We start from the raw sequence: 14,956 nt of genomic DNA on the forward strand, positions 1-14,956 counted from the left end.
ATTGGCCTGCGTCCAGAGGTCTCAAGTCTTGTGGCGATTAAGGCTTTTGCCTTGGGCGCAGAGGCATTACATCAGGGCAAGAGTTGAACAAAGGGCGGGTTTCGCGTGGCAGATACGGTATTTTGGGCAGCGGCGGCGGCGATTGCCTTGGTCGTTGCGGTGATCCTGATCAAGGCTTTGCGGCGCAAGCCCGCAGAGGCGGCGCAATCGGCGGTGTTTGACAGCCAGGTTTACCGCGACCAATTGCGCGAGATTGAGCGGGATCAGGCGCGCGGCGTGATTGCCGAGGATGAGGCGCAGCGCTTGCGGTCGGAAGTGGCGCGGCGCTTGCTGGCGGCAGACCGGGCCGAGGCTGTGCCCGAAGTCTCAGCGGTTGGTCCGCAATCCGCTGTGGTCATCGGGGTGGTGGCTGTGGTTTTGGCGGCGGGTTTTGGCGGCTATGCCTATCTGGGCCAGCCCGGCTATGGCGATTTGCCACTTCAGGCGCGCATCACCGTGGCCGAGGAACGCCGCGCCGACCGCCCCGCGCAGGCAGCGCTTGAAAGCGCCTTGCCGCCGCGCCCGCCTTTGCAGCAGGTTGACCCATCCTTTCTGGACCTGGTTGAAAAGCTGCGCGCAGCGGTGGCGCAGCGCCCCGATGACTTGCAAGGCCAGCAGCTTTTGGCCCGCAATGAGGCAAATCTGGGCAATCTGACCGCCGCCTATAAGGCGCAGGAACGGGTGATTGCGATCAAGGGCGATGCGGCCAGCGATGCCGATGTGCTGACGCAGGCCACGCTGATGGTGCAAGCCGCCGATGGGCAGGTCTCGCCCGAGGCAGAGGCGCTGTTTGCCAAGGTGCTGGCCCGGTCGCCCAAGGATGATACCGCGCTGTTTTTCACCGGGATCGTGAATATGCAGGTGGGCCGCTATGACCTTGCCTTCCGCTATTGGCGCGATGTGATGGAAAACGCCCCCGACAGCAGCCCGTGGAAACCCGAGGTGCGGGCGCGGATTGAAAGCCTCGCCGAGGTGGCAGGCGTGCGCTATCAACTGCCCGAGGAACCGGGCCTGCGCGGGCCGAGCGCCGATGACGTGGCCGCCGCCGAGGATATGAGCGCGGAGGACCGCCAAGCCATGATCCGCAGCATGGTCGAAGGGCTGAATGACCGTCTGGCCACCGAAGGCGGCAGCGCCGAGGAATGGGCGCGGCTGATCCTTGCCCTTGGCAATCTGGGCGAGAAAGACCGCGCCGCCGCCATCTATGCCGAGGCCCAAAAGAAATTCGAAGGCCGCACGGTGGAGTTGAGCGGGCTGAAAGACGCCGCCGTGCAAGCTGGCATCACCCCATGAGCCAGCATGAGGCGATGGAAGGCTTTGCCGCCGAACTGCCCCGCATGGGCGCGCTGGCAGGTCTGGATTTCGGCGACAAGACGATCGGGGTCGCGATTTCGGACCGGCTGCGCGGGGTGGCGACCCCGGTTCTGACCATCCGCCGCGTGAAATTCACGCTGGACGCCGAAGCCTTGATCAAACTGCTGACCGAACGCGAGGTGGCGGGCATGGTGCTGGGCCTGCCGCGCAACATGGACGGCTCTGAGGGGCCGCGCGCGCAGGCCACACGCGCCTTTGCCCGCAACCTTGCCCGGCTGACGCCCTTGCCGCTGGTCTTTTGGGATGAACGCCTGTCGACCGTGGCCGCCGAGCGCGCGCTGATCGAGGCGGATACGTCGCGCAAACGTCGCAAAGAGCTGATTGATCACGTCGCCGCCGGGTATATCTTGCAAGGGGCCTTGGACCGTTTGGCCCATATCGCGCGGGGGACTGCAGGTGACGGATGAGATCTGGAAACGCCAAGAGGTCGAAAGCCCCTGCGTCAAGCTTTGCGTGGTGCATCCAGAGGCGCGGCTCTGTGTCGGATGTTATCGCAGCATTGACGAGATTTCGGCCTGGTCGCGCATGTCTGCCGAGGCACGGCGCGCGGTGATGGCCGATCTGCCCGCCCGCGCCAGCCTGCTGACCAAACGCCGCGGTGGGCGCGGGGCGCGGCTGCAACAGGGCTAGGCGCTGTCAGCCAAAGAACACTTTGCGCAGCATGTTCAGCGCGACCAGCGTGATAAACACCGCAAACACCCGTTTCAGCGGTGCCGGGTCCATCGTATGGGCCAGCTTCACGCCCAAAGGCGCTGTCAGCAGCGTCATCGCGATAATCACAGCAAAGGCAGGCAGGTTGACCGCGCCCAGCGTATAGGGCGGCGGGTTGACGATATCGACAAACAGAAAGCCAATCACCGAAGGCACCGCGATGATAATGCCAAACCCGGCAGCCGTGGCCACCGCGCGGTGAATCGTCATGTTGTAAAGCGTCATCGTCGGCACCCCGAACGACCCGCCGCCAATGCCCATCAACACCGAAAAGAAGCCCACAGCCGCGCCGATTCCCGCCCGTTTCGGCCCCAGCGGCATCGCTTGCCCCAACCGCCAATGCGATTTGCCAAAAGCCATATACAGCCCCGCGATCAGCGCCAGCACGCCAAAGATGATCTGCAAGGTGGTGGACCGCAGGCTGGAGGCGACCAGCATCCCCGCCACCGCACCGCTGCCGATGAATGGCCACCAGCCGCGCAGCACATCCCAATCCACCGCGCCCTTTTTGTGATGCGCCATGACCGACCGCGCCGATGTCACGATGATCGTGGCAAGTGAGGTCGCAAGACAGACCTGCATCAACTCCGGCCCGCCGTAACCCAAGTGGCTGAACGCATAGAAAAAGGCAGGCACCAGCACGATGCCACCGCCCACCCCCAGCAATCCCGCAATCACCCCGGCAAAGGCCCCGATTGCCATCAGCAGGGCAATCATCGGCAGCAAACTGGCAATATCTGGCATTGGCGCGCCCCTTCGGTTCCTGTGCGTTTAGGCAGACATAGCCCGCCCCCCCGCCAAGTGCCAGAGCCTGTGACCCTTGCCCCGATTATTCCGCCGGAACCTGCGCCAGAACCTCGGCCAAGGCGGCATCAAACACCGCCAGCCCCGCACCTTCACGGCTGGCCCCTTCGGACAAGACCCGACGAAAGGCCCGCGCGCCGGGGCGGCCATGGAACAGGCCCAGCATATGCCGCGTGATCTGATGCAACCGCCCGCCGCTGGCCAGATGCGCCGCGATATAGGGCCGCATATCGGCGGCGGTGGCAAAGGCATCGCGCCCCGGCCCATCCCCCCACAGCGCATCCGCCCCGATCAGCACCGAGGCCGGATCATGATAGGCCGCCCGCCCGATCATCACCCCGTCCAGCCCCTGCTCCAACAACGCACGCGCCTGATCGAGCGAGGCAATGCCGCCATTGATGCAAATCGTCAACGCGGGGAAGTGCTGCTTCATCCGCAGCACCAAGCCGTAATCCAAGGGCGGGATTTCGCGGTTTTCCTTGGGCGACAGGCCTTTCAGCCACGCCTTGCGCGCGTGGATGATGATATGGCGCACCCCTGCCCCGGCCACCGCCTCGATAAACGCGGGCAGCACCTGTTCCGGGTCTTGCTCATCCACGCCGATGCGGCATTTCACCGTGACGGGCACATCGGTTTCCGCCTGCATCGCCGCCACACATTCGGCAACCAAGGCGGGTCGCTCCATCAATACCGCGCCAAAACAGCCCGATTGCACCCGGTCCGACGGGCAACCGACATTCAGGTTCACCTCATCATAACCAAAGGGCCGCGACAGGTTCACCGCCTGCGCCAATTCGCGCGGGTCCGAACCGCCCAGTTGCAAGGCAACCGGATGCTCTGCCGCGTCAAAGGCCAATAGCCTGTCCCGCGGCCCATGCAGCACGGCAGGCGCCGTGACCATCTCGGTGTAAAGCATCGCGTGCCGCGTCATCAGCCGGTGGAAATAACGGCAATGCCGATCCGTCCAATCCATCATCGGCGCGACCGACAGGCGGGCGGCCCTGCGCACGCGCTCGTGTTTTTGTTCATCCACCATGTCTTGCCGCCTTGTCTGTTCGCTCCCCCCAGCCGCTGCCGCTTGGCGATCAAGGGCGTCGCCCCAGACAACCCGGCTTGGGGCATCATGATTAGCAGCTTCGGCCCCGCGCTGAAAGGCCGCCCGCAGCAGTTTTCCCGGCTTGCGGGTCTGGCGTTACCCCGGCCATACTCGGGCATCCCAAACACAGGTGCGCCATGCCCAGATTGACCAAAATCGAAACCTTCACCAATGAATTCGTCTGTTTCACCAAACTCACCGCCGAGGATGGCGCGGTGGGCTGGGGCCAAACTTCGACCTATAACGCCGATATCACGGCACAGATTTTGCACCGTCAGGTCGCCCCTTGGGCCTTGGGGGCCGAGATCAACAGCACCGATGACATCCTGCCCCTGATCCAGCGGATCGAGGAGCGCGAGCATAAATTCCCCGGCTCTTACCGTTGCCGCGCCAATGCGGGGCTGGATACCGCGCTTTGGGATATGGCGGGGCGGCGGGCGCAAAAGCCGGTGGTGGAATTGCTGGGCGGGGTGGCGGGGCGTTTGCGCGCCTATGCCAGTTCGATGAAACGCGACATCACCCCCGAGGACGAGGCCGCGCGCTTTGTGAAACTGCGCGATACATATGGCTATGACGCGTTCAAGTGGCGGGTGGGCGCGGAATGTGGCCGCGACATCGACGAATGGCCGGGCCGCACCGAGGCCGTAATCCCCGTGGTTTCGCGCGCGCTTGGCGATGGGGTGGCGAAACTGGTCGACGGCAACTCCGGCTTTTCGGTGAAACGGGCGATTGAGGTTGGCAAGCTGTTGGCCGACAACGGCATTTCACATTTCGAAGAACCCACCCCCTATTGGGAGCTGGAGCAAACCCGCCAAGTCACCGCGGCGCTGGAGATTGACGTGACCGGGGGCGAGCAGGATTGGGATCTGGCGACATGGGCGCGGATGATCGACATGCGCGCGGTCGATGTGGTGCAACCCGATGTGATGTATATGGGCGGGCTGTCGCGCACGCTGCTGGTGGCGGATATGGCGGCAAAGGCGGGGCTGCCCTGCACGCCCCATTCCGCCAATCTGTCGCTGGTGACGATTTGCACCATGCATCTGCTGGGCGCTATACCGAATGCGGGCAAATATCTGGAGTTTTCGATTGAGGGGCCGGATTACTACCCGTGGCAGGAAGGTCTGTTCCTTGGCAATCCTTTCGCCGTGACCGAGGGCAAGGTTCAAATTCCGCAACGCCCCGGCTGGGGGGTAGACATCAACCCCGACTGGCTGGCGCGCGCCACGCATCAGGCCAGCACCCTGCCCTGAATGGTAAAAGGCCCGGCTGTTGTGCCGGGCCTTTTACGTTGATCTGGACCGCTTTACGCCGGAACCATCAACCCATCGGCCTTGGCGGCGATATAAGCCTCATCAATCGACTTATGCGCCAATTCGACCAGACGGTCGATTTCGGCATGGCTGATGACCAGCGGCGGCGCGATGATCATGCGATCACCGACATGGCGCATCACAAGCCCGTTTTCAAAGCAGCGCGTCCGGGTGCGCAGGCCGATAGCACCTTCCTTGCCCGCGAATTTCGCGCGGCTTTCCTTATGCGGGGTCAGCGCCAGCGTGCCCATCAAGCCAAGCGAGCGGGCCTCGCCCACCATCGGATGCTCAGCCAGCGTTTTCCACTTTTCGGCCAGATAGGGGCCGACATCTTCGCGCACCCGCTCCACCAGCTTTTCCTCTTGGATGATGCGCAGGTTTTCCAAGGCCACGGCGGCGGCAACCGGATGGCCGGAATAGGTGTAACCGTGGTTGAAATCATCATCCGCGATGGTCTGCGCAATCTCATCCGACACGATAGACCCACCCATCGGCACATAGCCCGAGGTCAGCCCCTTGGCGATGGTCATGATATCGGGGCGGATGCCCACGGTTTGCGAGCCGAACCACTGGCCCGTGCGGCCAAACCCGCAGATCACCTCATCCGCGATCAGCAGAATTTCATATTTGTCGCAAATGCGCTGAATTTCCGGCCAATAGGTGCTGGGCGGAATGATCACGCCGCCTGCACCCTGAATAGGCTCTCCGATAAAGGCGCCAACGCGGTCCTCACCCAGTTCCAGAATCGCGGCTTCCAACTGCTGCGCACGGGCAAGGCCGAATTCCTCGGGCGTCATATCGCCGCCTTCGGCATACCAATGCGGCTGGTCGATATGGTGAATATCCGGGATTACCGGGCAGCCTTGGTTGTGCATGTAGGTCATGCCCCCCAGCGACCCGCCCCCAAGGGTAGAGCCGTGATAGCCATTCTTGCGGCTGATGATGATGGATTTCGACGGCTTGCCCTTCTTGGCCCAGTAATGCCGCACAAGGCGGATATTGGTGTCATTCGCCTCAGAGCCCGATCCGGCAAAGAACACATGGTTCAACGGGCCGGGGGCCAGTTCGGCAATCTTGGCCGACAGGGCAATCGCGGGCACATGGCTTGTCATGAAAAACGTGTTGTAAAAGGGCAGTTCGCGCATCTGGCGCAGCGCGGTCTGGGCCAGTTCCTCGCGCCCGTAGCCGATATTGACGCACCACAGGCCGGACATGCCGTCAAGGATATGGTTGCCTTCGCTATCGGTCAGCATCACGCCATTGGCACGGGTGATGATGCGCGCGCCTGCGGCTTCCAGCGCATTGGCCTCGGTAAAGGGGTGCATGTGATGGGCGGCATCCAGCGCCTGAAGCTCTTTGGTGGGCATGTGATTGGTGATCGGGGTCATGGCGTCTATCCTTTGGGCTGGATGGGATCAGGGTGCGGCGCAACGCGCGGCAAAGGCTTTGGCGGGCAAGCGGCGCGCCGATGTTTTGCTGCGGTCAATAATATGATCAAATTATGTCCTGTCAATCGAAATGGCAACGCGCTTGCCGCGCGGTCAGGCAAGGCTGTCGCCCCCTGCCTCGGCCAAGGCCGCGGCGATCTGGTCTTGCCCCTGCACGATATCATCGCGGATGGCCGCAGACAGATCGGCGGCACGCCCCGCGCGCAAGGCGGCAATCGCCTCGGCATGTTTGTCGGGCAGGTTCAGCGTGCCATAACGGCCACAAACGATCCGCAAGGATGGCCCGACCCGCAGCCAAAGGCCCTGCACCATCGGGCAAAGGATATCGGCCCCCGACAGCGCATATAGCGCGGTGTGAAACAGGTAATTCTGTTCCAGATAACTGCGGATATCCCCGGCGCTGATCGCCGCATTCACCCGCGCATCCGTGGCCTCTAACGCGTCGATATCGGCAGGCGTGGCCTGTTTGATGGCCAGTTCGGCCAGATGCGGTTCCAGCGCGACACGGGCAAAGGCCAGTTCATGCAGGTGCTGCGCGGTCAGGTCCGGCACGCAGACCCGACGGTTGCCCTTGAATTCCAACGCACCTTCGGCGGTCAGGCGGCGGATCGCCTCGCGCACCGGGGTCATGCCAGTGCCAAGCTGCGCCACCAGCCCCTGAATGGTCACAGGCTGGCCGGGGGCCAATTCACCAAACAGCACCATCTCGCGGATCTGACGATAGACGATTTCATGCGCGGGCAGGTTAGGGGTGGGCGCGTTCGGGGCGGTCATCCAAGCCTCATCACGGATCATGTTCCACCAGCATAGCGGGTTTTGCCCCGCAACACAGCCAGATTTTTGATCATATTCACCCGGATTGCGCGTTATCTTTGTTTCAGCACGGTCGCAAAGGCCTGCGCGACCTGCGTGATGCCCGGTTCTTCCAGAATCGACAGATGATCCCCCGGCACGCTGACCACATCAAACCCGCCCTGCGCCACGCTGGCCCAGCCCAACCCTTCAGCAATCGCCTTATCGCTGTCAAAGGCGTTGCTGGCCGCGCGGATGATCGTCATGTGGCCCGGATAGGGTTGTGGCTCATAGTTGCGGATCGCCACTTCATTGGCGGCGACAAACCCATCGACCGAGTTCAGAACCGGCGCATCCTGGCTCAGGCTTTCCTTGGCCGCGATCCACAGCCGCCCCAACCGGTGCCGCAGCCCCCGTGCCTTGGCACAAATCAGCGCCCAGCCATGGCCAAAGCCACCCCGCCGCAACTGGCGCAGATGCACCTGCACCCAGGCAAAGCCCCGGATCTTGTCGCGTCCGCCCGGCCCTTCGGCATCCATCATCGCCAACATGCGCACCTCGCGCCCTTCGGCTTGCAAACGCCGCGCCAGTTCCAGCGCCATATAGCTGCCCAGCGACACCGCCACCAACCCCACCGGCCCTTGCGGGCGATGGGCCTGAATGACGCGGTAGTAAAGATCGGCAATATCCTCGACCGAGGTCGGCGTGTCCGCGCTCAGCAACCCGACCGTCAGCCCGAAAATCGGCTGGTCCAGCCCCATCGCCTGCGCCAAAGGCCGGAAAAAGCTGCCATTCACCCCCAGCACATGCACACCGTAAATCGGCACCCCGGTGCCCAGCGGCTGAATAGGCATCAGGCAATCGAACAAATCCGCCCCGCGCCCCAGCTTGGCCGGCCCCGACAGCAAAGACGACAAGCCGCGCGGCGTGGGTTCGGCATGCACCTGCGCCACCGACAGGCGTTGCGAAAACGCCGCCTCGATATGGCCGATCAGGGTCAGCAACAGCAGCGAATGCCCGCCCAGATCAAAGAAGGAGTCATCCGGCCCCGGCACCTCGCCGCCCAAGACGCTGGCAAAGATATCCGAGATGCGCGCGGTTTGCGGGTCGGCCACCCCAAGGCTGGCCACCGGAACGATGCGGCGCGGCACGGGCAGGCGCTTTACATCGGTCTTGCCGCCGGGGGTTTGCGGCCAATCCTCGACAAAGACCAGTTCGGGATGCTTGGCGCTTGGCAAATGCGCCTTGACGGCGGCCCGCGCGCTTTGCAGGTCTGGCAGGCGGTCGGGGGCGGACGGGCGCAACCATGCCACCAGCCGCGCGCCGGGTTTGCCCGCATCCACAAGGCCAACATGGGCCTGCGCCACGCCTTCCAGCGATTCCAGCAGCGCCTCGATCTCTCCGGGTTCGATGCGATAGCCGCGCAGCTTGATCTGCCGATCGCTGCGGCCCAGCACGGTAATCTGGCCCTGCGCATCCCAATAGGCGCGGTCGCCAGACCCATAAAGCCGCCCCTGCCCGGCAAACCGATCCGGGATAAAACGCTGCGCCGTCAACTCTGGCTGGTTCAGATAGCCTGTCGCCACGGCCACACCGCCCAGCCACAACTCTGCCTCTGCCCCTATGGGGGCAAGACTGCGGTCAGGGGCCAGCAAATAGCAAAGGGCATGGCCAAAGGCACGGCCCACGGGCACCTCGGCCCCGCGCACCGGGCCACGCGGTTCAAACGCGGCACTGGTGATCGTGGCCTCGGTCGGGCCATAGCCGTTGATCAGGCGCGGCACAGCGGGCAAGGCCTGCCAGCGGGCCAGCGCATCGGGCGGCATCCGTTCACCGCCCACAACTATTAGCCGGACACAGGGCGGCAAGGGCGCCGCCCCGCTTTCCATCGCCCCCAGCAGCACCTGCCAGAACCCGGTTGGCAGGTTCAGCACGCTGATCCCCTGCCCCGCCACCACTTGCACAAAGGCTTGAGGCGAGGCGGTCATCGCCTCATCCCGCAGCACCAAGGTTGCACCCGACAGCAGCGCAGGCACAATCTCCTCCAGCGCCACGTCAAAGCTGAGCGCGGCAAATTGCAACGCGCGATCCGTCACACCCAGATCATAAAAGCCAATCGCAGCAAAGGCATGGGCGACAAGGCTGGTCTGTGACACCACCACGCCCTTGGGCTTTCCGGTGGTGCCCGAAGTATAGATCACATAAGCCGCCCGCCCCGGATCAAAGCCTTTGCGGCTGGGGGCGGCGGTTTCGCCCCCCTCTGCCACCGGGTCGGCTGACAGGTCCAGCACCGCGCGATCCGTGATCCACGGCAAGGGCGCATGGCTGACGATCAGCGCAAGCTGGCTGTCACTGGCCATATGAGCAAGGGTTTCACTGGGATAGGCAGGGTCCATCGGCAGGAAAGCGGCCCCCACCTTGGCCGCCGCCAAGATCAGGGCGACGAAATCGGCGCTGCGTGGCAGGCACAGGCCCACGATATCCCCCGGCCCGATACCTTTCGCCGCAAGCCGCTGCGCCATGGCATTGGCGCGCTGGTCAAGGGCCAGATAGCTTAGGCTTTGGCCGGTTTCCACATCGGTCAGCGCAGGCGCCTCCGGTTGCCGCGCGACCACCGCCTCAAAGCCGGTGGCAAGGCAGTCCGGGCGCTCTGCCGGGATCGGCACAGCGGGGGCGGCACGGGCCAGCAAATCCGCATGCTCTGCCTCTGGCAGCATCGACAAATCCGCAAGCAAAGCCCCTTCGGGGGCCGCCGCCATGGCCACCAGCAACCTGTGCAAATAAGACAGATAGCGCGCCGCATCCGCCGCCGCGATCCGCCCCGGCGCATATTCCAGCCGCAACTGCAACGCGGCATCGCCATAGGCAGCCAGCATCAAGGGCATCGCCCCTTGTTCGCGCAAGTCAACCCGCCGCCGCGCCCAAGTGCCACCAAGGCTTTGCAACCCTGCGCCAAGGCTGGCCCGCTCAACCATGACCAGACTGTCAAACAGCGGTTTGCCCGCCTCAATATCCGTCACCGCGCTGATATCGGCCAGCCCCACCCCCTCATAGGGGCGCTGTGCGATCAGGTCTTGCCGGATCTGGGCCAACACGGCATCCAGCGTCACCTGCGGCCCGATAGCGATGCGCAGCGGTTGGGTGGTGATCAGGCAGCCCACCATATCGCGCGATTGCGGCGTCAGATAGCGGCCCGAACGGGTGATGCCAAAGACCACATCGCCCTGCCCCGCAACCCGCGCCAGCACAATCCCCCAAGCCGCCTGCACCATGGTCGCAAAGCTTGCGCCCGCAGCGGTGGCGCGATCAGTCAGCGCGCGGGTTTGATCCGCGGTCAGCGCGGCAGAAAGCACGGTGGCCCCTGTGCCATCAGCCGCCACAGGCGGGCCATGCACAAAGCCAAGCGGCGTCGGACGGTCAAACCCGCGCAGGTAAGATTGGAAAAACGCCTGCGCCGGGGCCTTGTCGGCCTTGGCCACAGCGCGGCAATGCGCGCCGAAATCAGGGGCTTGCGGCCATGCGGTCCCGCTGCCGTCATAATCGGCAAACACCTCGACCAACACCTGACGGAAGCTGCGCCCATCCAGAATAGCGTGCGAGAAGGTCCAGATCAGCACCGAGCGGCGCGGCCCCAGCCGCAGCCAGATCAACCGCCAAGAGCCCCCCGCCGACAGGTCGACCCCGCGCGCCCGGTCGCTTTGCAACAGGTGCGCGAGGGCGGCATCGGGGCTTTGCAACCCGGTCCAATCCTCTGCCTGCAAGGGGGCATCAAACACCGGTTCCACCCGTTGCAGAATATGCCCGTTCGGCCCCTGCCGGAACGACAGCCGCAAGGCGGGGTGCCGCGCAATCGCCGCGCCCCAGGCCGCGCGCATCGCGGCTTCATCCCAACGCTCATCCTCCAGATGCAGAACGATCTGCTCCAGATTGACCGCCGGATCATGGTTTGCCAGCGTCTCATAGATCATGCCCGCCTGCACCGGGGTCAGGGCAAAACCGCTTTCAGGCTTTTCGGGCAGGGACGAGGTTTCGGGGTGACTCATATACCGCCACCTCCGTGGAACCCACCCCCAGAGCCGGGCACAAGCAGCGCCACATGGTCCCAATTCACCCAAAGCGCCAACACGCCCAAAGCAAGGGCCAAGGCCAGATACAGCAGGTCATGCCGCATATCCCAGACCTTGTGCCGCGCGGCCAGATGCGCAATCACCGGGAAATACAGCAGCATCCCGATCGCTTGCCCCAGCAACGCCCCGGCAAGCCCCAGATACAGCGCCCCGATCAGAAAGCCCAAGGTCTGCAAACTGGCCTTGGCCAGACTGACAATGAAGAACCCGCGCGAATCCCCGCGCGCCAGCGCCGCCTGATCATAGGTCAGCGACACAACCGCGATCATCTGCACCGCTGAAATCGCCACCATCACCCCACCCGCCGAGGCATAGCGGTGATCATACAGCAGCTCGACGATGAACGGCCCCGCCAGCGACAGAAAGCACAGGCAGCATATCAGCCCCCCCGTCAGGAAAAACCGCAACCGCACCAGCCGCGCATGGGCCGCTTGCCCCGCCGCGTCATCATGCTCGCGGTAAATCGGGATCAATATCCGCGCCGTGACGGCAGAGCCGAGCATGATCGGGAACATCGCCAGAAAGGCCCCGATATTGTAAATGCCCAAGCCGTCAATCGACAGAAACTTGCCCAGAACCGCCCGATCGCCTTGCGAGACGAGGAACCCGCACACCGACGACAAAAAGATCCAGAAGCCGAAATTCAGCAGTTCCGACCCCGCCGCCTTTTCCCAGCGCAAGCGGTTGCGATGCCCCGGCATCATCAGCGTCAGCAGCGCCAGCCGCAGCGCCGCCGTCACCACACCGCCCAAGGCCAAGGCCCAGACCGACCGCGTCACCGCCGCCAGCACCAGCATCACGATAATCCCGATCAGCGTGGCCACAAGGTCCAGCACCGTCAAGCGGCCCAGCAGCAAATGCCGGTTTGCCGTATCCACCCGCGTCGGCTCAAACCCCGCGAACAGCAGCGACAGGCTGGCCACCGGCAACAGCCAGGCGATCATCGGCTGGTCATAAAACAGCGCCGCCGGATAGGCCAAACCGCAGGCCGCCAACCACAGGATCACCCCGCGCGCAATCTGGATCGTCCAGGCGGTATCCAGAAAATCCGCCTCATCCCCGCGCTTGCTTTGCATGATCGCGGGGCCCACGCCCATATCGGAAAACAGCGTCAAGCCCACCAGCAACACCGTGACCAGCGCCATGATGCCGAACGCCTCGGGAAACAGCAGCCGCGTCAGGATCAGGTTAGAGCCAAGCCGAAACCCCTGCGCCGCCACAAAAGACAGCGCCGTCCAGGCCGAGCCACGCGCGGCACGCGACATGATCCCCGTTTTCGGGGGCTGAAAGGCCAAAGGCTCATCACTCATTTTTCACAACGCCTTGAACACGACTGACCGGGCATGCAGCAAGCCGCCCCGCCCCGAATGGGCCGGAACCGCACTATCTGCCCCCGGTTTTTGACGTCTGGATGTGGCGATATCATGGCTTTGGTAGAATTTCTGGCAAAAAAATCGGGGGGCGCGCCCGATGGGCCGCCCCCGTTTCGCGTGCTGATCTGGCCCGCCGTGTCAGAATTCAACCACCGCGCGAATGGATTCGCCTTTGTGCATCAAATCAAAGCCTTCGTTGATCTGGTCCAAGGTCAGCTTATGGGTGATCATCGGGTCAATCTCGATCTTGCCGTTCATATACCAATCGACGATCTTTGGCACATCCGTCCGCCCCTTGGCCCCACCAAAGGCCGTGCCGCGCCATACCCGCCCCGTGACAAGCTGGAACGGCCGGGTCGATATCTCGGCCCCCGCAGGTGCCACCCCGATAATGATGCTTTCGCCCCAGCCCTTGTGTGCTGCCTCCAGCGCGGTGCGCATGACCTTGGTGTTGCCGGTGGCGTCAAACGTATAATCGGCACCGCCCTTGGTCAGCTCAACCAAATGCGCGACCATATCGCCCTCTACCTTCGTCGGGTTCACAAAATCGGTCATGCCGAAATAGCGCGCAATCTTTTCCTTGCTGTCGTTCAGGTCGACCCCGACAATCTGGTCCGCCCCCGCCATCCGCAACCCTTGGATCACGTTCAGCCCGATACCACCAAGGCCAAAGACCACACAGCGCGCGCCAATCTCGACCTTGGCGGTGTTGATCACAGCACCGATACCGGTGGTCACGCCACAACCGATATAGCAAATTTTGTCAAACGGCGCGTCCTTGCGCACCTTGGCCAGCGCAATCTCGGGGATCACGGTATGGTTGGCAAAGGTGGAACACCCCATATAGTGATGGATCGGCGTGCCATCGAGCATGGAAAACCGCGTCGTGCCATCGGGCAGCAGCCCCTTGCCTTGGGTCGCCCGGATCGCCTGGCACAGGTTGGTCTTGCCCGACAGGCAATATTCGCACTGACGACATTCCGGCGTATAGAGCGGGATCACATGGTCGCCCACCTCCAACGTGGTGACGCCTTCACCCACCGCCAGCACCACACCCGCGCCCTCATGCCCCAGTATAGCCGGGAAAATTCCTTCCGGGTCATCGCCAGAGCGGGTGAATTCATCGGTGTGGCACAGCCCCGTGGCCTTGATCTCCACCAAAACCTCGCCGGCTTTCGGGCCTTCAAGGTTGACCTCCATCACCTCCAGCGGTTTTCCGGGGGCAAGGGCAACGGCGGCACGGGTGCGCATCATGGGCGGCTCTCCTGATCTGTCTCTGCGGTTCTGGCAGTATCATGCACAGCCCAGCCACAAGCCGCAAGCCATGCCAGCGACCCCCAAACGCCCCCTTCCGACGCTTCACGACCGCAGCGGCCAAGAAGCCCCGCGCCAGGCGTAGGGTGGGTGATTCACCCACCCCCCCGGCGGGGCCCCACAGCACGGGCCCCAATGCTGCCGTCAGGCCGCTGCGGTTGCCTCCATTTCAAACATCAACCCCGGAACCGCCAGACGCGGCACCCCCACCAAGGTCATCGGGGGCGCGACCCCAAAGCGGCCAAACCGCTGCCCCAATAGATCAAACTGCGGCAAGGCCGCATCCACATCAGTGGTATAAATCACCAGCCGGATCACATCGCCAAGGCCCATCCCCGCCCCCGCCAGCACCGTTTCCAGATTGTCCAGCGTCAGCGCAATCTGGCCGCGCATATCGCCCGGATGCTGCGGTGCCCCGGTCGCGTCCACAGCCGTCTGGCCCGCGCAGATCACCTGCCTTGTGGCCCCTTCAATCACCTCGGCCTGATTGTAGCCCAAGGGCAGCGACCAATTCCAAGGGTTTACAGCGGTTCTTTGCATCTCGGTTTTCCTTACATAACTGCAA

Annotated in this window: 12 protein-coding genes; 4 read left to right on the forward strand and 8 right to left on the reverse strand. The window is 63.6% G+C overall.

Annotated features, from left to right (window positions below):
- Positions 1-105: 105 nt before the first annotated feature.
- Genes ccmI through EGN72_RS08500 form a run of 3 tightly spaced genes read left to right on the forward strand, consistent with a single transcriptional unit; the run spans position 106 to position 2,043 of the window.
- Positions 106-1,332, forward strand: coding sequence for a c-type cytochrome biogenesis protein CcmI (ccmI, locus tag EGN72_RS08490; protein ID WP_127046527.1), 1,227 nt, complete (start codon positions 106-108; stop codon positions 1,330-1,332).
- Complete coding sequence (ruvX, locus tag EGN72_RS08495; RefSeq protein ID WP_127046529.1) at positions 1,329-1,820, forward strand: Holliday junction resolvase RuvX; 492 nt, start codon at positions 1,329-1,331, stop codon at positions 1,818-1,820. Before ccmI ends, ruvX begins: the two co-directional genes overlap by 4 nt.
- Positions 1,810-2,043 (forward strand): DUF1289 domain-containing protein, encoded by a 234-nt coding sequence (locus EGN72_RS08500; protein WP_127046531.1) that lies wholly within the window; start codon positions 1,810-1,812, stop codon positions 2,041-2,043. Before ruvX ends, EGN72_RS08500 begins: the two co-directional genes overlap by 11 nt.
- Before the next feature lie 6 nt (positions 2,044-2,049).
- Here the strand turns inward: EGN72_RS08500 and EGN72_RS08505 are convergent, their stop codons facing one another.
- On the reverse strand, positions 2,050-2,868 hold the full coding sequence (locus EGN72_RS08505) for a sulfite exporter TauE/SafE family protein (RefSeq protein WP_127046533.1): 819 nt from the start codon (positions 2,866-2,868) through the stop codon (positions 2,050-2,052).
- A gap of 85 nt (positions 2,869-2,953) precedes the next feature.
- Complete coding sequence (gene dusA / locus EGN72_RS08510) at positions 2,954-3,964, reverse strand: tRNA dihydrouridine(20/20a) synthase DusA (protein WP_127046535.1); 1,011 nt, start codon at positions 3,962-3,964, stop codon at positions 2,954-2,956.
- A gap of 167 nt (positions 3,965-4,131) precedes the next feature.
- Here dusA and EGN72_RS08515 point away from each other — a divergent pair, with 167 nt between their 5' ends.
- The gene (locus EGN72_RS08515) at positions 4,132-5,277 is read left to right on the forward strand and encodes a mandelate racemase/muconate lactonizing enzyme family protein (protein WP_255417431.1); all 1,146 of its coding nucleotides are present in this window, start codon (positions 4,132-4,134) and stop codon (positions 5,275-5,277) included.
- 53 nt (positions 5,278-5,330) lie between these two features.
- On the opposite strand, the gene EGN72_RS08520 is transcribed toward EGN72_RS08515, so the two are convergent.
- From EGN72_RS08520 to EGN72_RS08545, 6 genes are all read right to left on the reverse strand, one after another.
- Complete coding sequence (locus tag EGN72_RS08520) at positions 5,331-6,725, reverse strand: aspartate aminotransferase family protein (RefSeq protein ID WP_127046539.1); 1,395 nt, start codon at positions 6,723-6,725, stop codon at positions 5,331-5,333.
- Positions 6,726-6,878: 153 nt separating this feature from the next.
- Positions 6,879-7,559, reverse strand: a complete 681-nt coding sequence (locus EGN72_RS08525; protein WP_127046541.1) for a GntR family transcriptional regulator — start codon at positions 7,557-7,559, stop codon at positions 6,879-6,881.
- A gap of 92 nt (positions 7,560-7,651) precedes the next feature.
- Complete coding sequence (locus EGN72_RS08530; protein ID WP_127046543.1) at positions 7,652-11,620, reverse strand: non-ribosomal peptide synthetase; 3,969 nt, start codon at positions 11,618-11,620, stop codon at positions 7,652-7,654.
- A complete protein-coding gene (locus EGN72_RS08535) occupies positions 11,617-13,014 on the reverse strand; it encodes an oligosaccharide flippase family protein (RefSeq protein ID WP_233587085.1) in 1,398 nt (465 codons plus the stop codon). The genes EGN72_RS08530 and EGN72_RS08535 overlap by 4 nt, the downstream gene beginning before the upstream one ends.
- Before the next feature lie 201 nt (positions 13,015-13,215).
- Complete coding sequence (locus tag EGN72_RS08540; RefSeq protein WP_127046627.1) at positions 13,216-14,328, reverse strand: S-(hydroxymethyl)glutathione dehydrogenase/class III alcohol dehydrogenase; 1,113 nt, start codon at positions 14,326-14,328, stop codon at positions 13,216-13,218.
- 207 nt (positions 14,329-14,535) lie between these two features.
- On the reverse strand, positions 14,536-14,931 hold the full coding sequence (locus EGN72_RS08545; protein ID WP_127046545.1) for a RidA family protein: 396 nt from the start codon (positions 14,929-14,931) through the stop codon (positions 14,536-14,538).
- Positions 14,932-14,956: the final 25 nt, after the last annotated feature.

The organism is Pseudorhodobacter sp. E13 (assembly GCF_003991405.1).
Taxonomy (GTDB): domain Bacteria; phylum Pseudomonadota; class Alphaproteobacteria; order Rhodobacterales; family Rhodobacteraceae; genus Pseudorhodobacter.